At 56.2% G+C, this 20939-nt stretch carries 9 protein-coding genes and 2 pseudogenes; all 11 read right to left on the bottom strand.

The genetic code is table 11. The features are described 5' to 3' along the window. Nucleotides 1-3: 3 nt before the first annotated feature. Nucleotides 4-474 carry a copper chaperone PCu(A)C gene (locus ABI660_RS13160; RefSeq protein WP_348068689.1) on the bottom strand — a complete coding sequence of 157 codons (471 nt, stop codon included), beginning with the start codon at nt 472-474 and terminating at the stop codon, nt 4-6. 62 nt (nt 475-536) lie between these two features. Beyond that, entirely contained in the window at nt 537-1085 is a 549-nt protein-coding gene (locus tag ABI660_RS13155) for a YcnI family protein (RefSeq protein WP_348068687.1), read from the bottom strand. 224 nt (nt 1086-1309) lie between these two features. Then, complete coding sequence (locus tag ABI660_RS13150) at nt 1310-1675, bottom strand: DUF2946 family protein (protein ID WP_348068685.1); 366 nt, start codon at nt 1673-1675, stop codon at nt 1310-1312. A gap of 30 nt (nt 1676-1705) precedes the next feature. Then, nucleotides 1706-2065 (bottom strand): annotated as a pseudogene (locus ABI660_RS13145) (NAD(P)-binding protein); the annotation flags it as partial. A gap of 52 nt (nt 2066-2117) precedes the next feature. Further along, a complete protein-coding gene (locus ABI660_RS13140) occupies nt 2118-2573 on the bottom strand; it encodes a GNAT family N-acetyltransferase (protein ID WP_348068683.1) in 456 nt (151 codons plus the stop codon). Nucleotides 2574-2748: 175 nt separating this feature from the next. After that, nucleotides 2749-4095 (bottom strand): radical SAM protein, encoded by a 1347-nt coding sequence (locus ABI660_RS13135; protein ID WP_348068681.1) that lies wholly within the window; start codon nt 4093-4095, stop codon nt 2749-2751. 220 nt (nt 4096-4315) lie between these two features. Continuing rightward, nucleotides 4316-6691: a YcaO-like family protein gene (locus ABI660_RS13130; RefSeq protein ID WP_348068679.1), complete on the bottom strand. Its 2376-nt coding sequence runs from the start codon at nt 6689-6691 to the stop codon at nt 4316-4318. Then, entirely contained in the window at nt 6651-7658 is a 1008-nt protein-coding gene (locus tag ABI660_RS13125) for a hypothetical protein (RefSeq protein ID WP_348068677.1), read from the bottom strand. The genes ABI660_RS13130 and ABI660_RS13125 overlap by 41 nt, the downstream gene beginning before the upstream one ends. A 28-nt stretch (nt 7659-7686) precedes the next feature. After that, nucleotides 7687-19602 (bottom strand): tandem-95 repeat protein, encoded by an 11916-nt coding sequence (locus ABI660_RS13120; protein WP_348068675.1) that lies wholly within the window; start codon nt 19600-19602, stop codon nt 7687-7689. A 440-nt stretch (nt 19603-20042) separates the two neighbouring features. Further along, on the bottom strand, nt 20043-20654 hold the full coding sequence (locus ABI660_RS13115; protein WP_348068673.1) for a hypothetical protein: 612 nt from the start codon (nt 20652-20654) through the stop codon (nt 20043-20045). A 198-nt stretch (nt 20655-20852) separates the two neighbouring features. After that, nucleotides 20853-20939: pseudogene (locus ABI660_RS13110) on the bottom strand (HlyD family secretion protein); the annotation flags it as partial.

Below are 20939 nucleotides of genomic sequence, written 5' to 3'. Positions count from 1 at the left end.
CCCTCAGTGTTTGTGGCCAGCGCCATGGGCCGGGGCGGCGATGCCGGGCGCTGTTGCCGCCACCGGCACCTTCACTTCCAGTTTGCTCTCCTGGCCTTTGGCGTCCTTGAAGGTCAGCGTCAGCGGCACAGTGCTGCCCTTGGGCAAGGCCTGCTTCAGCTCCATCAGCATCACGTGGTAGCCGCCAGGTTTGAGCTGCACGGTCTGGCCGGCGGGTAAATCAAGCACGGGTACGGCGCGCATGCGCATGACGTCGCCCTCCATCTTCATTTCATGCACTTCCGCCACGCCGGCCATGGGGGACGACACGCCCACCAGCTTCGTGTCGTCTTTGGCGGTGATGGACATGAAGGCGCCGGTGCCCGACTGGCCGGACACGGCGCTGCGCACCCAGGCGTTTTTGACATCGACGGTCTGGGCATGGGCAAAGCCGGCGGCCAGCGCCAGCAGGGTTGCAATGGTTTTGAATTTCATGGTGTTTGTTTTCCAGAAGTTAGAGGTGAAAAGATGGGAATCGTTCGGATCGGATGAAGGGTTCAATGGTGATGCTGCGCGGTTTCGGCGGGTTTGACCTCCAGCAGGACAGCGGGGAACTTCAGGCCCTGGGTAGCGCTGCCCGAGGCGGGAATGTCGCTCCAGTCATTGCTGCCGTTTTCACAAGTCTGCAGCACCTTGAACCAGAGCGGACCGGGGCTTGCGGGCAATTTTCCGCGCAGCACGAACTCGTCAAAAAACGCGTCCGGCAACGCTGCCTCACGGCTCGCCGCTTTCCAGCTCACAAGGGCCACATCTTCCGTCACCCGCTTGCCGTGGCTGTCATAGGGCTTGGCCAGCTTGCCGAGCTGGGTGGATACGGTCCAGCCAGCTTTCGGATAAGGCTTGGCGCCCAGGAAACCTGCCGGAATCTGCACCGTGACGCCAGTGGTGGGCGAGCCCTGGCAACCATGGCCGACGAGGAAAACGGCCTTGTAGCTGCTGCCCGCGGGCGCGCTTGTGGTTTCCAGAACAATATGAGAAAAAGCGGGTGTAGCCCCCGCCAGTATTGCGCAAGCAGCTATTAATTTAGTAGCAAATGAAAAATGCATGAAGAGACTTCCTGAAAACGATGTGGACAGCGCTGGGCTGAGGTTCACGTTCACCGTGAACATGCCGAGGGATCTGGCGGGAGACGCGGTTCGCGCGAAAGCCAGGGAAAACGCACGCGAAGGTGCGCAAAGAGAAGTCATGGAACTACGCCCTGAAAATGAAAAGAAACGGTGTGCAGGCCGAAAGACCAGCACACGCCAGGCCTCCGCAGAGGCGCTTCAGTTCAAAGTGCAGGCGGGCCGCGGCTGAAGGGCAGCCCCGGCGAGGATGCCGAGCGAACGGCGTCCTGGACAACAGCAGCCATCGCGGTGACGGCAGCGGGGAAAACGCTGGCCTGCTGCAACGGCGGCAAGCCCGGCCCGGCAGACCCGCACAAGTCGCAATGCGAGCCGGCGAAGCCGTCCGAAGAATCACCAGAGCCCGCATCCAGTGTGCCGGCCGCTACGGAGCAAAGCCCACCCAGCTTGCCGGTGCGCACCTCCTCGGCCAGCATGGACACGGGGGCCAGCAAAGCCGAGAAGACGGCCCAAAACCCCAGCCACGCGGCAAAGCGGGTCCACAGCGGGCGGGAGGACAAGGTGGTTGGCACGGGCTGATTATAAGGAACGCAGGCGCCTTTCTAGGCATGCGGATGCACCACCGCCGACCGCTCCAAAACATGCCGCGTCATCGATTGCGCAAGTTCTTCTTCACCAAGAAATATCTTTCCCGCGTTTTCGCTTTCCAGCAATTTCGCTTCTGCCTCGTTGTGGGTGCGCACCACGATTTCGATGTCCGGGTTCAGCGTGCGTGAGATGTTGACCGTGCGCCGCACGTCAAGCGTGTCCGGTGTGGCAATGACCAGCATGCGCGCGGTGGCGATATGCGCCTGCACCAGCACCACGGGTTCTGATGCGTCGCCCGACACCGCCATGACGCCTTCTGAACGCAGCCTTTCCACGGCCTCGCGGTTTTGTTCAACCACCACATAGGGAAGGTGCTTGGGTGGAGAGTTTCAGTACACACCGTTCAATACGACCCTCGAGCGCACTTCAATTTTCTCCTGTCCGTGGATGCAAGTGATAAACGTAAAACGATTTGTCTCGGACGAAACCGTTTGCCTCGTTCAGTATCTGCGTGGGCACATTGTCAATGGCAGTGGAAGCGGTGATGCGGACGGCACCTTCAAGACCCGCATGATGGGCCGCCGCTTGAAGTAAAGATGAAGCGATTCCCTTTCGCCGATGGGAAGGAGAGACAAACAGGTCATTCACAACAAAAGTGCGGGCCAGAGAGACAGATGAAAATCCAGGGAACAATTGAACAAAACCCAGAATGGTCAACTCACTCTCGGCCACAAAAATAACAGATTCACCAAGGCGTAAGCGATCCGAAAGAAAGGTACGTGCCTGCACCGGATCGGACGATTTCCCATTGAATTGCCGATAGTCGTCAAACAAAGGAACAATGGCTTCGAGATCGAGAGGGGTAGCGCGTCGCACAAACATCACCAAGTTCCCGCCGGATTTCCGGTACCGAGGAAAAACACGCTCTGCAGAACTATTCCGACCTCCACAGGACCCGGTTCAGCTCTCAGTTCCCAACCCGTTAAGGCGCGCCAACTCTTCTGGATGGTATGGCGTGGCCGAGGCAAGCTTTTCAATAGAAGCGCATTGTCTCGCACTACACTGCGATTACTTTAATAACGCGCTTTATCTTGGGAGGTCGTCGGATATCGCCGGAAATCGACTGAAGTGTCAGCCCTGTAACGCTCTTAAGCACACCAGCCAGAATAGCCGTGTTGTAGTGGTATTCGTTTTCGCATGACTGAGTAAAAAGATCGTCATGCAAGTACATGCAGGAACCCTTGCAAAGCTGAAGCACTGGACAATGGTTGCAGCTTTCGCGATGAGACCAATGGGTGGAGGTATTCAGCTTGACCTGATTTATTGCACTGACGTGACCCAGATTGTGTTTTCCCTGCGCACCGGTGTTCTGGCAAGTCATTACGTTGCCTTTGAGGTCCACAGCCAACTGATGTGGGTCATCCATGCCGCATTTTTGCCCCAACGAAGATGAGGGACGTTTTGTCTGCAAGGAGTGAATGAAATCGCGAGCCTTGTAGGCAATATCGCCAAACTGCAGAGCTTGACCATCCAAAAAACCCTCAACAATGCTTTGATGGAGAAGCGCGTAGTCATCCTTGCTCCAATGGCCAGGACCTGCCAGGGCTTGGTCGTCATAGACAGATACAACACCTTCGGTATCCAGCGTCAGCATGGCATCGCCAAGCTGGTTGGCTAACCACTGCCGGGTTGCGCGTATGTCGGCGTTGGCTGGTGTCAGTACAGCATTAAAACTGACGCGCCCCCTATCGCCCCCACGTCGCTTCCACAGTGCTTGCAACCATGTGGCACGTTCAGGGTCATCAAAGGGATCCGGGCCCCGGAGGTGTTGCCCAGGCCCATCATGAGAGACAGCGATGAAGATATCGAATTTCTCAATGAAAGCGAGTATGTCCTCATCCAGCAAGCTGCCGTTTGTCACGATCGAGAATTTCGCCAACGGAAACCGAGCACGCAGGTCCGGCACCAGGCGCTTCAGCTTGGCCATGTAAAGAAATGGCTCTCCGCCCCAAAACTCGATGCGTTCAGGAGCAGCCTTAAGCCAGCTCCCAAGCTCTTGCAGGAACTCATCTGCATCGGCAGTCTTGGTCACGGTGCCGGAGCCCACTTCGCTCGCCTGGTTGCAGTAACTGCAGCTGTAGTTGCAGTTCAGGCCCAGCTGTATTTTGAGCGTCAAAGGAGCATCCGATTTCCACCCCGGCATGCTGGGAGAAACAGGTGTCGCAACGGTAAAGTCCGCTGCATCGATATCCGTGAGCAGTGATTTCCCCGTCTCGTCGATCAAGGTGCTGTCGTGCGGAGAGTAAGACAATTCGACCGCCTGCCCTTCCTGATCGATGCAAGACAAAACATAGATCGGCAACAGGGCAGCCGTTGAGGGACGGCCTTGGCCAGAACGCCGCATGTCTTATGCCTTGTCAGCTACTCGACGCCGGGACCTGCCCTTGGGTTGCGGAAGCGGTGACACCTTCGAGCAATCGCTACCCCCAGACCCATCGCGTGCAGCCTGCAACTCGTTAGTCTGCATGAAGCTGATGGTGGCGCTGGAAATTCCCCAAGTAAAAGGTTTCTTTGTGACGGTCTTGGTCTCGGCTTTCAGTTTGCTTTGCATGATGCTCTTTCTTTCAAGTAAAGGGATGGATGAACAAACGACTGGTGTACTTCCCCTTAGCGCCACCAGCAGACTCGAAAAACCTTGGCATGCCTTCAGGCTGAAGGCATGCTTGAAACCAGATCGGAACAAGGCCTGGAACAATGGCCCTCACTACGTGCAAAGGCACACGCCCCTGTTCCACCGCGGCATTCCCTGGCGTCATGTCAACCGCCAGCAACCTGAAACCATCTCGAAGGATATCCGATTGGAGCTGACTCCAGTCGCGACACGCAGAACGACCAACGGTGCGGAAGGCAACAGCGTCACTCACCTTCGCATAGAAATCGGAATTTTTATAAGTCCGTCGGCTTCTGTAGTAACGCTCAATCTCCCGCATGGGATCTGTGTCACCGTCTCCTGGGAGATCAAAGTGCTGCGCATGGGCAATTCGGCCTTCGATTTCATCCAGGGCCTTCTCCAGTGCTTGTTCGGCAGAGAAATGTGCCGCAGCAGTGATGGCGGTTAGCGGCAACGCATTGCTTTGGGCAAAAATCGACATGACGGGCGCCCACGCTGTACTCAAATCAGAAACCACAATGCGAAAACCCGAGCGAACCAGTTCTGCGATGCGCTGCGCGGCTGCCTTGGGAAGTGAGCTGGTTCTCACGGCTCGTGGGGCGCAGCGGCTGAACCAGGCACGTGCAAATGCATCCCGCTCTATCAGTTCGAGGGTTGCGCGGCACAGTGCATCCTCCTGAGAAGTACCAGCAGCCATTCCAGAAGTACTGGCGCTGGTGAATGACGTTTTTTGAAAGCGAAGCGGCAGCGCTACATTGGCATAGGTGCAATCAGCAAGCACTGAACATGTTTGCCCGGTTCCTGCATCTATCGCTTTTGCCCACAGGTACTGGCGACGTTCGGAGAACGGCGCACAAGGAAAATCGGGCCGCGCGTACTGACGCGCCGAGTAGGCCACGAGTTCTCGCGGGTCCACCGCTCGCTGCAAATCTGTAAAACGAGCCAGTTCAACTGCATGTAGGGTTGCCCAGGCCAACCTCTCCCAGCCTTCCGCCTCAGCTTTCGTGAGAGCGAGCTTGGGATTGCTCGACCGTCCACTTGCAGTAAACGGAGAAGCATCTCCCAGGGCCGTAGAGCCGGCTGCGAAGGCAAAAGATGGTCCGGTAGTCCGTAGATTAGGTGCGATCTTCAGGAAATTTTCGGCCTGCTGCTGCTTCAATTGCATCTGCGAAGGTTTTGCGCCCAGAACCAGAGCGGGAACAACAAACCAGGAAGAGGAACCATTCTGCAAGCCAAGCATGTCGAGACATTCCTGGGCCGTGGTGTCGCCACGCAACATGCCAGCTGCACCCAGTTCAGCAGACATCAACTGAGCATTTTGCAGTGCCTGGCCCGCCTCTATCATGGCAAACAACGTAGCTCGATTGCCGTATTTTTTACCTGGAACAGCCACATCGTAAATTGGCAGTATCAAGGCGGAAGCAAATCGCAGAACCCTGGGGTCCCGCAGGCAACGCCAGGCATCATCTGCTTCGCCATCTACTTTGTGCAGCGACGCACCGCCCAGTACGTGAAATCGCGCTTCATAAACACCGATAGAAAACGGTTTGCACTGAGCTCCTTCCGCAGGAAGATCCCGCAACACAGCAACGAACCAGCGTGCACTGTGCATATTTCCGCCAGAAGCGATGGTGCGATGCCAGGCAACAGTGCCGGGCTCTCCAGGCCGCGTTACCCCATGGGCAGCCCACAAAATGGAGCATAGGCATTCCACGGAGACGGGCTTGTCGTCAAAAGTCCTGCTGCTCTCCCTCAGGGCCAGCATGTGCGCCAGGCGATTTTGGCCAAGCCTGACGTCCTCCTGCCAAAAACCGCACCCGGGCAACAGCCTTTTTTCTGCCACCTGGTGCAACATCCCCATGTCTTCCGAATTAGTAGCGATGGCTGTGGCCGCGGGTAATTGCGCAACGTCTCCCCACCGCGCCCAAAGCTGCGAAGCCTCGACAAGAACCCCATTGCGAGTGAGTTCGAGCATGAATGCAGTCAATGCCGTTGTTTCCCAATGAGGATGTAAGCGGGCCAAAACCTCAGACCATGCCAAAGTACCATCACAACACTGCATGATTTCAAACAGCAGTTTTTTGGGGGCGCGAATGGTGACGGACTTGCGGGGCAAGCGGCAAATCAGCTTGTTGCCTTCCACAAGCCAATGACCATACACGACCGGAACCTGCAGAGGCGGAATCATTGATGGTGCAACCCGCGCTCCAGCATCAGGCGGGACAGTTTGTGAGAATTCAGAGGCGAAAGCCTGCAAGGTAAACCCAATAAGAATTTGCTGTTCATCTTCATGATTTCCCACTCGCGCCAAACAAGGACTTAAAAACAATGGCGTAACCTTCGGGAGGGAGAATTGGATTGGAGTTGACTTCCAGCCACCAAACCGTTCCTCCCTCATCAACCACCCCGTCCACTGCATACAACACGGGTGCCTTGAAACGACGGACAAGCTCCTCGGCCATCTTCACGCCGATGAGGTCAATCTGTTGCCGGACCTGCTGGTTGATCTTACTGAGATCGTTGTCAGTTTGTGCGGTAGGAGACATCGTTGCGTAGCGGCGCCCGTAGCGAAAATCCATCCATATTTCCTGTCCCTGCTCGAGCACGTCGGACAATCGAGCGCCCTGAAACACCAATGATGCGGTCAAATTTTCCTGATCCGCCGTGCCACTGTATGACTCGCCGGCGCCTGCCAATCGGGCTTCAATCAAGGCCTGCACGGTAGATCGGCCATCGCCAACAATGGTGGGATACGGATGAACATGTGCGTAAAAAGCTTCGGCGCCCCAGAACCACACCTTCAGATTTGTACCGGAAACAAATTGTTCTGCAAACTCGACGCCTTGTTCTCTCTTCTGATGCTCGCCGCCCTGCGGCCACCGGACACCTGCGCCGCGCCGGTAAGGCCCGGCAATCTGGTAACCGAACGATCCGACAGCGTCCTTTATAAGAAAATCACCAGCAACATCATTCAAAGAAAGCCATGCAAGCGGGAATTTCAATCCGGCTTTTTCCAGAAATTTTTTGAACAGCAGCTTGTCCTTTGAAAGATCCCACTGAAGAACGTCATAAGGCAACCAGCCGATAAACCCTTTCACCTCTTTCAGAAGCTCAATGGCGTAAGCTATTTTTCCTTTGCTGGCTGTAAGAAACCTCGGCCTGAGCGTGTAATAACGATTTCTGGATTTGATCTCCAGATTAAAAGTCCTAATGTCGAGATTGATCTGCGCGTCGCAAGCATCCCCCCATGCTTTAACGGCCCGAAAATGATTGAGGGTAATGGCTAGATAGGACATGCAAATAGCTTAGCTGGGCTGGAAACGCCTACTGCCAATTGGCCGCAATGACCGGTGCAAGTGCAGCCGCATAGTTGCCTGGCATGGTTGTTTCCCCTGCCGCCGGTGGCGCAAAAGCTGCCATTGCACTCACCAGGTTCTGCACCTGGCTGGCCAGCAAGGTCTTGGCTCCATCGGTTGTCTTGAACTGCTCCACCCGGTATTGCGCACCGAGGTACCAGTTTGCGATAATGAATTTGTCATTCGTCCCCACAATGCTGGCCTCAAGATCGTTGTTGACTTGTCGGAACCACACTTGGTCAGCCGCAACTGAAGCAAGAAACTTCACGACATCGGTGTTACCGGCTGTGCTGTCGTTCTCTTGCACCGTATCGCTGTTCGCCCCTCTTCCCAGCACGTAAGTGTCGCTCCCCGCTCCGCCCGCCAGCACATTGCTGGCGCTGTTGCCGGTCAGGATGTTGTTCAGTGCGTTGCCGGTGCCGTTGATGGCGCTGCTGCCGGTCAGCGTCAGGTTCTCCTGGTTCACACCCAGTGTGTACGCAACCGAGGCGTTCACGGTGTCTATGCCGCCAGAGTCCGATACGGTTGTGACAGCCACCACGTTGGGCACCCAGGTCGTCACGGCAACCACGTTGGACACCCATACAGTTTGCGCGACCACGTTTGACACCCAGTACGCGCCGCTTTCGCCGTATGCCCAGTAGCCCTGATCGACATAGGTGGTGCTGTAGTGCCCCTGATCAACGTAGGTCGTCGAGTAATGCCCCTGATCCACATACGTCGTTGTGGTCGTGGTTTCGACCACGGTATCGCCAGCGTTATCTACGAAGTAGATGTCATCGCCCGCTCCGCCATAAAGCGTGTCGGCACCTTCACCGCCATCGAGCACATCGTTGCCCGCGCCACCATTGAGTGTGTCGTTTCCGCCCAGGCCATTGAGCACATCTCGCCCTGCCGTGCCCACCAGCGTCTCCGCCGCGCCCGTTCCATTGACCATATTGGCGATGTCGAGCGACAGCGCAGTCTGCACAAACGCGCCTGCTGCGTCTGTTGCTTTGACTGAAAGGCCGAGTACGCCTGCAGCCGTGTCCGGGGGTGTCCCGGACAGAGCCCGTGTAGCCGCATCAAAACTCAGCCATGAAGGCAGCGGACTTCCATTGGCTAGCGCCACGCTCAAGGTCAGGCTGTCACCAACATCCACATCCCCAAAGATACCGGTCGGCAGCACGTAGCTGAAGGCCTGGGTCTCGGTCGCCTGCTGGCCCGGCAGGGGCACCAGCACCGTGGGCGCATCATTGGTGTTGGTCACCACCACATTAAAGAGGCCGCTGGCAATGGCGCCGAACACGTCCATCGCCATCACCTTGAGCGCCAGACTGCCGACGTTGGCGTTGAGCGGTGTGCCACTGAAGGTGCGGGTGGCCGAGTTAAAGCTCAACCAGCCCGGTAGCGCACTGCCATCGGCCAGGCTCGCGCTGTAGCTCAGCACATCGCCCCCATCCAGGTCTGCAAACGTGTTGCTCGGCAATGTATAGGTCCACAGCGCATCTTCTGCTGTGCTCTGGTCGGCCGCCGTTGCGAAGGTCGGGGCACGGTTGCTCATCTGCAGCAGGTCGTTGGCTGTCCAGACCGTACCATCAGCAAACTCCACACGCTCAATCCGTTTGCCACTGGCCACGTCCCAATCGATCAATACTTTGTCAGATCCGCTCAGGCTCAGCACCATCTGCGTTGCGGTGCGGGTCACCGTGACCTCGCTCGCCGTGATTCCCGCTTGCATGACCACGGTGTCGCTGTTGTTGGCCGTCGTGTCAATGTCCGAGATTGTGTCCTGGCCATATCCGCGGCCAAAGAGGTAACGATCATTGCCAATGCCGCCAACCAGCATATCGTCGCCGGCACCACCGTCCAGGGTGTCATTGCCTGCGCCTCCGCTAAGCACATTGCTAGCGCTGTTGCCGGTCAGGATGTTGTTCAGTGCGTTGCCGGTGCCGTTGATGGCGCTGCTGCCGGTCAGCGTCAGGTTCTCCTGGTTCACACCCAGTGTGTACGCAACCGAGGCGTTCACGGTGTCTATGCCGCCAGAGTCCGACACCACCGTTTGCGCCACCACATTGGGTACCCACACGGTTTGCGGAACCATCACTGATACCCAACTCGGCGTGTAAACGGGGTTCCCACTTTCGTCATACCCCTGACTCAGTTGATAAATTGGGTTCCCACTCTCGTCGTAGCCAGCGAGATACCTGTAGTACCCCTGGTCCACATATGTCGTCGAGTAATACCCATGATCCACATAGGTCGTCGTGGTTGTGGTCTCCACAACGCTGTCGCCGGCGTTGTCCACATAGTAGATGTCGTTGCCCGCACCTCCGCTCAACGCATCTGCGCCCTCCCCTCCGTCCAGCACATCGTTGCCGGCGCCACCATTGAGTGTGTCGCTTCCGCCCAGTCCGTACATCAGGTCCCGCTCACCCGTGCCAGTCAGTGTGTCTGTGGCAACGGTTCCGACAAGCACATTCCCAACGTCAAGCGAGAAACTGGCGGTCGCCGAAACGCCGGAACCATCAGTCGCCCGTACCGTGATCATCAAAGTTTCATCCGCACTGCCAGGTGGGGTTCCAGAGAACGTCTGGGTCGCAGCATCAAAGGCCAGCCAGAACGGCAAGGGCGCGCCATTGGACCGCGTCGCCTCAAGAGTCAATACGTCACCGACATCCACGTCCGCAAACGTGTTGGTCGGCAGTTCATACAAAAATTGCTGATTTTTCGCGACGTGCTGATTCTGCAGCGGGTTTGCCGTAGGTGCGTCATTGGTATTGATTACCGAAAACTGCACCAACGTACTGCTGACGGCGCCATAGGTGTCCCTGGCATAAAGCCTGACGTCAAAAGCCGAAATATCCGCATTCTGCGGAAGTCCGCTCAACATTCCGGTGGCGGGGTCCACGCTCAACCACACCGGAAGCGAGTTCCCATTCACGAGCCTTGCCCAGTAACTCAAACCGGGAGAAACTGTACTGAACCAGGTGCTTGGCGAAGCGTCTTCAAACAACTGGTCTTCCACGCTCACTAGCACATGGCTAGCCGCCACCGATAGAGGTGCGGCGTTAGGCACCACTCTGGCCATGATGGCCGCGAAGTCCCAATTGGTCCCATCTGCAAAACGAACCACTTCGATGCCAATATCGTCTGCGGCCAAGCGACGTATGGCCAGCCTGTCCGTGCCGTCCAGCAAATTCAGATACACATAGTCTCCATCAGCGCTGACCCATACGTCGCCAACAGACACTCCAGCCGCAAACTGAACGACGTCATTGCTTATGCCCGTTTCCAGTATCTCGACCAGGGTGTCCTGGCCGCTACCGAAACTAAACAGATAAGTGTCATCACCACCCTCACCTGCCAGCATGTTGGCGCTACTGTTGCCCGAAAGTACGTTGGCGAGGTGGTTGCCCGTGGCATTTACTGCAGCAGTGCCAGTCAATGTCAGATTTTCCAGGTTGTCACCCAAAGTCCAGTTGCCGGCCGAGTAGACCGTATCGGTTCCCTCGTTAGGCCTTTCGACCACCAAGTCCAGTGCGTCAACAATATAGCTGTCATCGCCCAGTCCACCGATCAGGCGGTCAGCACCCACCTGCCCGTCAAGCACATCGTTGCCCTCCTGGCCCCAGATGTACTCGCCGTAGGCAGAACCAATGAGTACATCGTTGCCATCTGTGCCGTTGACGACTGCTGCTGCGGTCATCAGGGTGGAGGTGGTCGCTCCTGCCAGGTCTGTTGCGTTTACACGAAGTTGCAAGGGCGCAGAAATTTGCTCGGCTGTTGGCTGGGCAGAAAGCGTTCGTGTCGCGGCATCGTAGATCAGCCAGTCCGGCAACGCGGACCCGTCGGCCACTGTCACGCTCAGTTGAAGTATGTCGCCCAAATCGTGATCGGAAAACAGGTTCTCCGGCAATACAAAGCTGTTGGCAATACCCGCGGTCAGCCCTATGGTAGGTACCGATCCCGTCAAGTAGGGCGCGTCATTGACGCCGGAGACCACGATCTTGAAGCGGGTGCTTGCCGTGGCATTGGCTTCGTCCGAGACCGTCAGCTTGATTTCAACCGTGCCGGCATGGCTTCCACCTGGTGTGCCATAAAACCGCATCGCCTGCGCATCAAAATGCAGCCACTCCGGCAAAGCCGAACCATCAGCCAGCGTGGCACTGAAACGGAGTTGATCGCCAGCATCTTTGTCAATGAAGAAGTTGGGCGCAATATCCAGACTGAACAATTGGTCTTCATCGGCATACTGGGTCGGCACATGACCATACTCCACCGGCGCCTGGTTGAACTCAGCAACACTCAAAGCCATCACGCCTGCGCTGGCCACCCCCTGTGCGTCGATACCAACCACCTTGACATTCCAGGTGCCGACTTGCCCCTGCGTTGGCACACCGCTCAATATGCGCGTAGCAGCGTCAAAGTGCAGCCATGCGGGCAGCGCTTGCCCACTGGCCAGCATGATGGAGTACTGGGTGCCCGCGCCAAGGTTTGCAAATAATTCCTCGGGCAATACATAGCGGTAAGCCTGACCCGTCAAGACTTTCTGGTCACGCAGCGCCCCACTGAATTCAGGTGATCCCACACGACTCGCCGCCGCTTGTGCCTGTTGCTGCTGCGCGGCCAATGCTTGAGCATCTGCAACAGAAATAAGCTGGGCTTGCTGCTGCTCCTGGGTTGGAACGTTGGTTACCGGCGTAAGCGTTGGGTCCTCAATGCCCAGCTGCACATCGCCGGCCTGCAACATACGGCCATCCACCATTTCAGCCCGGGTGTAGCCCCTCACCAGCACGTCCTCGCCATAACGCCGATTCAAGACATTGGTGTTCAGATGGAGCGCCTTCAGGCCCGCTTCGTCCAGGGTTTGCAATTCTCCCAAGTCACTGACACCATTGCTGTTCAGGTCACGCCACAGCTTGAACTCGGACCATTTGGCGTCGGTGCTGTCAAACTTTCCGTCCTGGTTGGTATCAAACTCGGGCCGAGCCAAGCTTTGCAGGTCAGTGCGCCAAGGGTCCAGGGGGTTGACATGCGACCAGAATTCAATTTCGTCAGCTCGATTGATCTGGTCATCGTGGTTATGGTCCCAGGCCAAAATGCCTTCGCTCCCCTTCACCCAGGCAATCGATTCATACTGCCCATCACCGTCTTTATCCACGGTGACATTGCTTTCGCCAATATCCAGAAACTCCAATCCATCATTGTCCAGATCAATCACCACCGGGTCATAACCAAAGGTCCAGAAATTGACAGACCTGAAACTTGCGCCACCTTGAGTGTCTGTGATCCGGAAAGTCACGGACTCTGCCTGTGACGAACCTCTAGCAATAGCAGTCGTCAACGCAAAATAGTTGGCACCAGCCGCCTCTTCGATCGGCCAACCACTCTCATCGTGCAAACCGAGGGACGTCACCGACATCCTCACAGGCGCTTGCAAGGGGTAGCGCTCCACGGCTACGGCAACGTTGCCGCCATCCTCCACATCCGCCAAATCAATCCGGTAGTAATCGATGCCAAAACTCTCACTTCTGGCCAGCAACACAATATTGGCTGTCGGCAAGTCATTCACCGCCACCACATTGCCATAGGCCTTCTGGGCAACTTGCGCACCATGCCCATCAGTAACCGCAAAGTCGAAGGTGAAGGCACCGTTGTAGTTCAACGGCGCCAGAATGCCGACGCGATTGTTCGCCACGTCATTAACGATGCTGACACTGCGACCGTCCAGAGTGCGGCCGTTACTCGCGCCTGCGATGCTGAGAACATCGCCATCAGCGTCACTGGAGCCCGACAGGAGTTTGCTATACGAAATATAGCTCCATGCCTGTAATCCAGGCGAGTTGTATCCGCCATCTTCCAGCATCTCAAAGCCAATTGCGTTGACGACAGGCGCGTCATTGAGGGCCTCGAGATTCACATTCAAGCGCTCGTAAGCACTGAAAACACCATTGCTGTCCTGCACTCGCACATCAAACTGTCGAGTGCCGTTGGCATTCGCTTTGGCCTTGAAAACCAGCTCCTGCGTCTGCGCATCGAACCGGATGGTGTCGCCGCTGTTGACAGCCACCAGGTTACTGGTGTCCACCGTGATGGCGTCGCCATCCACGTCAATAAACATCTGCTTGAGGGCAGACAATGAAATACGAAGCTCCTGGTCTTCCTGGCCAGACTTTGCAAGATGGCTGCCCGCAATGAAAACGGGCGCATCGTTAACATTATTAAAGCTGACTGTCACGACAGCGGTTGACTCCGCGCCCTGGGCGTCCTGCACGACATAGTCAAACCGCGCCACGCCGGCGAAGTTGGCGCCGGGGGTAAACGTGAAGGTATCACCAGTTCTTTCCAGCGTTCCGCCTACCGCATTCTTCGCTTCCACAAAGCTGATGCCGTTTGCGCCGTCCTCTGCATCGAGCACACCCGCAAGCAGCTGTTCTACCGTGATGTTGATTGGTACTTCTTCCGTGCCCTGGAACGCGCGGTTGAACAATGTTGGGGCGTCGTTGACGGCCGCCACATTGACCTTGGCCACGGCCTGCGAAAAGCCGCCTGCACCATCGCTGACCGTGTATCTAAAGCTGGCTTCCCCCGAGAAATTGGTGGTGGGCGTAAAGACCACATGCCCGCCCTCCAGCGACACCACGCCGTTCACGGCTTGGTCCACCGCCACAATCATCAGGTGTTGCTGCTCGCCGCGCTGAATGTCTGCGTCCTCATCGTTGGCAAGCAAGAGAGACGGGTCGATGACCAGTTTTTCGTCTTCATTGCTTGCAATGACTTCGCCAAAGGCACGCGGGCCGTCGTTCACAGCCCCGACCTCTACCTCGGCTTTGCCCGTGGTGGAAAGGCCAGTTTCATCTGTGACCGTGTATTCAAACGTGGCTGTGCCGTTGAAGTTCTCGTCAGGCACAAAAATGATCTGCCCCGCGCTGTCCAGGAAAACCTGGCCATGCACGCCATTACCCACAGCGGTGATACTCAGCGGTGCCGCACCTGCCTGGGCATTGAAATCAGGGTCAAAGTCATTGGCCAGCAACAGTGCTGCATCTATGCGCAGGTTGGTGTCTTCCTTGGCATTGCGAATGACTTCGCTCACCACCGTCGGTGCGTCATTCACCGCCGTGAGTTTGATCTTGATGACCGCAACCGCACTGGCACCGCGTGAATCCTGCACGATGTATTCAATGGTGTCGGTCACGCCATACAAATCAGTTGGCGGCTTGTAGCTGATCTGGCCGTTCGCCAGCAGCTCGGCGCGGCCCATGCCCACGCGGCCTATGCCGATGATGGTGAGTGTGTCGCCCTCCAGGTCCGTGTCGTTGGCCAGCAGAGTGGCTGCATCGAGCAGCAAAGGCACATCTTCCTGGGCTTCGATGGTTTCACCCAGAACCGTCGGCGCGTCATTGACCTCTGCCAGGTTGAAATTGATGCGCCGCTCCATCACCTGGCCCTGGCCGTCCATGATGGCGTAGCTGAAGCCGGCTTCGGTGCCGTAGTAGTTGGCGTCTGCAATAAAACGTATGCGTCCGCTCACATCGTCCACTTCCACATAACCGTGGCTCACCGCACGCACACCCAGCAGGCGCACCGTGGTGTAGGGCGTGCCGCCCGCAATCAAGGTGCGCGCCTCCTGCTCCAGTTGCTCAAAGCCAAACGCAAACTGCTCATCCTCCCTACCCGCAATGGTGGCGGTGGCAAGTGATGAAGTGGGCGAAGCAGTGGTGTACACCTGTATGGTCTGGGCCGGGGCGCCCGGCGTTGCGGCATTGCTGGCAATGACCGCCTGCCGTGTCACCAGGCCGCCAAGCTGCGCACCCTTGACCACAAAGTCCAGCGTGTAAACGTCGGATGGCAGTACCCACTGCTCCGGATTGGGGCCGACAGGCGGCCCCGCCACCGGTGTGTCGCTGGTCACCTCACCCGTCGTCACGTGATGGCTGAGTGCCCACTGGTCGTTGAACACAGGCGTGTCCGTACTGGCACCCGCCCACACCGGTGGGCTGAGGGTGGCGGTACCAAAGACATCGGAGCCACCCACGGTTGATGCAGCATGGAAGCTGAAGCGCATTTGCTCCAGCCGCTGGCGCACGTTCTGGTCCACCCAGACATCGCTGTCGCCGATGTAGATGGCCATGCCGCTGGCGCCGATGTTCTCGCCGCCGGCTCGCAGGCTTTTGACCACATTGAAAAAATCGGCGTGCTGTGTATTCAGGCCATAACGCACTGCCAGCGCTTCAAGCTCCGCTTTACGCGCGACGCTGATGTTGGCGTTCTGCAGCTCCAGCAGTACGCTCATGTCCTGTACCAGCGTGATGTAGTTTTCACGCAGGCCGTTCTCATGCAGGATACTCACGTTTTGCGTGGCTTCGTCTACCACCACCGCAATGCCTTGGGTGTGTGCCTGCAGCCCCACCTCACTGGCCTGCGCATCGGTGCCGTCGGCCAGACGCAGCTTGAAGGTAGTCAAGTCAATCGACACGACGGCGCTGTTGGCAAGCGCGTCCATGGCTGCCTGCCCCGCCGCGTCCAGCCGCGCACGCAGCGCCGCCATATCGACGCCGGGGTGGCGCATCTGCAGGTCATAGGTCTCCATGCTGCCGGCACTGCCGTCGCCGTTCAGGTCTATCCAAAGACGCAGCAGCTTGTAAACGGGGTCGGTCGCATCGATCTTGCCGTCGTTGTTGCTGTCGAAATATTTCAGACTCGCCAGGCCGCGCTGGTCAAACGGCGTGCTGACGCCGTTGAACAGTTCGCTCGCCGTATCGATCAGGCCATTGCCGTCCCGGTCAATACCCAGCATGGCCTCTGAAGGCGCAATCCATTCCGTTGCTTCACGGAAGCCGTCGTTGTCTGCGTCAAAGCGGGCAACGCCATCACTTTGCAGACTGTCGTAGTCTTGCTTCACGACAGTTGGCAACGCGATCTTGGTGATGCCGTCATCGCCCAAGTCAATGGCAATAACCTTCAGCCACTGGCTCGATGCATTTTCAATGGCTGCGGCGCGCAAGGCCGGGTCTGTGATGCTGGCATCAACAATATGCGCCGCCAGTTGCGGGTCACTGGGGTGCTCCACCTCAAAGGCGTACAGCGCCGCATTGGCCGCCGCCAGGCCGGCCTGCGCCGCGCTCAATGCAGCTGCCTCAGCTTCCGCAGCCATGGCCACGTTGCCGGTTACCTCGCCTTCGGCCGTCCAGGTGGTGAATGCAAGGTTCGATTGCTTGGCCACCTCCAACGCCGCATTGGCGGCGGCGTGTACCTGCTGCAAGGCATAGCGTTGCTGTTCTATGGGGCTCAGGGCCGACAGCCACTGGCCTTCGGTTTTCCAGTTGGCTTCATCTGCGCCAAACTTGGCCGTCAGGTGGTTGACTTGCCACTGGTTGACAATCGCCTCTGGCAAGACCAGTGCTTCGGCGTAGTAGTCAACGATGTCCTGCCGCGCAATGCCGTTGTACATCTTCTCGCCGGTCTGCGGGTGAATTTGCTCCAGCACGAAGAAGAAGTTGCTGACGCCGTTGCCTTCGTGGCTGGGCCAGCTCTGGATGCGCACTGTCGGCATGCGGCTAGCGACGAGTGCCAGGGCCAGGTCTGGATCGGTGTTGCCGTTGTTGGCCTGCCCAACCTGCTGGTTCAGTTTGGCCAGCAAGGCATCCATCTTGGCGGTGAGGACTTCGACGCCGCCATTGCCGGCGTTGAGGATTTCGTAGCCCAGACTGCCGTCGCCCAGGCGTTTGAAGACGGCTTCGCCGAATGGAGGCGGTGGAGGCGGATCATCCTCGGCGAACATTCCGTCGATAACAATCACGGCGACAAGCCAGATCACCAGAGTCGTCGCATCCATGGGAATGAATGCGCCCGCACCACTAGCGGTTGCCGTAGTACCGGCGGCTGTCGTTGCGCCACTTAGGAAAGCAGCGCCATTGATAGCGTTTACTGTGGCAAATGCCGCTGAACCATATTGCCCGTTGTCCAGCATGTCCCCGAGATTTGCTAGATTAGCAATACTAAGAACGGCTCCAATGTGTTCAAGTACTCGGAGCGCCTGCGAACCTTTCGTCAGAAAACCGGCTCCCTGATTGATGCTTGAATACAATGTATTCGCGCTGTAGACAAGGCTTACTGCACTGTTGAGCTGAGTGAGCGCGTTACCGGACTGCAACCCTTTAAGGGCTCCAAGCACACCCACCACACCAGACACCCCACCTAGAACACCATCGAATTGCGTAAATGCGGTGCCGGTACGTGAGTAATCTGCCGCCATCTTCGCGCCTGCCAGCAACATCCCAACTTTGTCCTTGGCGCGCACTGCACCGAGAAAGCTTGCAGCACCCGAGAAAAGTTCGTCTCGCAAGCGCTGCTCGGTTGCATCTGCTTGACTCACGAGCGTCACTTCGCTGCGCTCAAGGTGCTGTCCTGTAACCGGATCCTTGAGGTATCCGACCAGTTTTACTTCTCCCGTAATGTTGTTTTTTACTTCGTCCAGATAGCTTGGGCCGTCATCGTCCCACATGACCTGACGCTTCGTAATCGTGACGACCTGCCCTGAAGCGTTCTGCTCTGAAATAGTCTGTTGATTCCAAGCTATGTCAGTGATAACCATCTTCCCGCTCGGAAGATCTTGCGCGTCAAAAAATTCGACCAGGCTTCCCGTTGGCGTTTTTGTTGTTAACTGACTTCCCAAAGGTCCACTAGTGCTGTTGTGCTCTGAAATAAACTCGCGGATAACCGTATCACCCGCCTTTGTAGTCTCTACAAACCGGTTATTGATGTAGGCTCCGCTAGTGCTGTTGTAATTGTTGGAATCGACTTTGGTAACTCTGTTTCCACTGCCGTCCACATAGCTGTCGGTAATGGTGTTATTTGTCTCAACATTTCCGACAACGGTTGATTCCTGACGTCTACTGCCAACAATCACTCCATAGTCGGTTTGAATAGAGTACGGGCTGACGTCAAGCGTCTTAGTAATGCCCCCAGCAATCGTTTGAATGAGTGTGAAACTTTCCGGTTCATTTACAAATGACAATCGCTCTGCATCGAACGAAACATTTCGCAGGTCAGCGACTCCTCCATCACGAACAACCAACGCGTAGTATCCAGGCTGGCTTCCCGTGAGCACTTGACCCGCAGCATAGTTCCCCTGTACTGCAAAACGGAGTAAATCCCCGTTTCCCGAGACCGCATATTCCCCCAAAGCGGCATCAAGCACGATGTTTGTGCCATTGATATTTACTTCAGAGACCTCAGTGTCACCAAGGATGAAATCACTTCCATCAGAGAGGTTGAACTTCCACTGGCGGGCACTCGAATCCCATCCGATCTTGGGGAGATAGGAGGCCCCTGCAGGATTGTTTGACTGCGTAGACATCCATGCGCTCTGCCCCACTGCTCGCGATGCACCTAATCCATCGCCTCCCACAATTCGCAAATTCCCGGCCGCATCGAGGCCCACGAAAGGGATTTCCTGCCATATCGATTTACTTTGAGTTCCGTGTAAAAGGACAATTGGTGTACCCGTTCCTCCTGTCGCAAAACGATCCAGAATGCGCTCGGCGGCCCCGGGATCACGCATCATGGCATCAAGCAACTGCGTATCTAGAGTGGTGGGACCTCGCAGAGTTTGGTCCTGCTGCGATCGCCATGCCTGACCGACAAAGCCATTGTCAATCTGAAGCCTATTCATCAACCCTGCGGTTGCCATAGCCTTATTGGCTGCAATCGGAAAATCACCCGGCAAGCCGCCAATGATCGTGGTTTTGAAGCTAGCGAGAGTGACTCCCGGTTGAGTCATCTGGGTCAACAGACTCGGCGCTAACCCATTAGGGTGGCGATTAAAAATATCCAGCGCGCCGGCCAAAACAATACGAGTATCCGCATCATTGAGTCCTTGCACAAACGCGGTACCCATCACTCTTTGTGCAAACGAAAGTTGGGAACTAACTCCGGTCGTTCCTATAGAAAAGTTTTTCTCATCCAGAGAATTCACGTAAGCTCGTCCGGAAACTGATGACGAGAGATATGTATTCAAGTTCTGTATCTCCGGCCTGTTAATGGCAGCAGAGGCAGCTAAATCACCAGATCCCACACTCCCTCTCAGAACATACGCGAGCGAGGCAGCATTGAAAGCGGGTTTCCCTGCGGACAAAGCCCACTGGTTATATCCCGCTAGCAATGCTGTCGTGTCACTTGTCGCCCAACGCTGCTTAAAGTCCCACTGCATGTATCCGATAGAAATTCCACTCTTAGCGTTTGAACGCTGAAGTAGATAGGGAGAACCGTTTGGAGTCTCTGCGCCGCGTCCTATCGCGTTGAAAGCAATCGCTTTTATCTGGGAAATAGTGAGGTTGCTCATCGAGAAATCTCTTTTCTTGGTTTAGAAATAGAATTGTTTACTTCAATGCACGAAATGAAACTATTTTTTGTTTCACTAGTTGCATTGTTTCCAATGAGGCTTTGCCTCGTAGTCTGAAGGTTACGCAACAGGTTGGCGAGTTGTTTATTTCTCAAGCGCAAGTGATTGATATGACAGTGGGCATAAGTACTTCCAGCTCCGGTTCCTACTCCATATGTGAGCGAGATCACTTCGCAATCGCGCTTTGCAAACAAGGTCCACGAATTGGTTGCACCTCTGAGCTGCATCAGCGCCGCTTTATAGTTGTAGGCCTCAGAGACCGGGATACAGCTACTTAGCTCTAATTCGATCCGCCTTAGCATGTTGCGCTGCGCCTTGTGTAAGGACTCAATTTCTCTTTCATTGCAGTCTGACTCATCCGAACTGTCTTTCGCATCTTTCATGCAAGCCAGTCGAGTCATTTCACTTGCTATGGCGGTTTCAGAAGCAGCTAGAGTAATCAGAGCCAAAGCAGTAGCTACGACAGCATTCAATTTAAGGAAAGAGGATGAATAGTTAGGCCGCTGAATATCAAAAGGCTTTTCTCTTCTCATTTGATTTTTACCCACGTTTATTTCCTGCTACCGTTTGAGCTTTTTCTCCGGACTAGGTGGTCGATGCAAACACCCCTAATTACAGATTGCCAAGAGAAGTTCTGACATCTTTTTCTCTCTACAGTCGCCGACATCGTCCGCAACTTTGAGCGCGATATGGCCAACCGTATGTCCTCGGCGACATGGATAACTTGCACCTCCACTGCGGCACCTTCACCTCTCCCTCAAACTTTCACTACCCGCCTTCTGAATCGGGCTCAGCAAATACTCAATCACCCGCCGCTGCCCGGTCTTGATCTC

The organism is Polaromonas sp. (assembly GCF_039930745.1).
GTDB lineage: Bacteria > Pseudomonadota > Gammaproteobacteria > Burkholderiales > Burkholderiaceae_C > Polaromonas.
Note: the sequence above shows the minus strand (reverse complement) of the source record. Positions and strands in the feature narration are given on the sequence as shown.

Bases quoted from the DNA above. Each gene is read 5' to 3' on its own strand.
- ABI660_RS13140 (WP_348068683.1), bottom strand. From the start codon at position 2,573: ATGTTTGTGCGACGCGCTACCCCTCTCGATCTCGAAGCCATTGTTCCT.
- ABI660_RS13160 (WP_348068689.1), bottom strand. From the start codon at position 474: ATGAAATTCAAAACCATTGCAACCCTGCTGGCGCTGGCCGCCGGCTTT.
- ABI660_RS13135 (WP_348068681.1), bottom strand. From the start codon at position 4,095: ATGCGGCGTTCTGGCCAAGGCCGTCCCTCAACGGCTGCCCTGTTGCCG.
- ABI660_RS13120 (WP_348068675.1), bottom strand. From the start codon at position 19,602: ATGGGTACCGCGTTTGTGCAAGGACTCAATGATGCGGATACTCGTATT.
- ABI660_RS13155 (WP_348068687.1), bottom strand. From the start codon at position 1,085: ATGCATTTTTCATTTGCTACTAAATTAATAGCTGCTTGCGCAATACTG.
- ABI660_RS13125 (WP_348068677.1), bottom strand. From the start codon at position 7,658: ATGTCCTATCTAGCCATTACCCTCAATCATTTTCGGGCCGTTAAAGCA.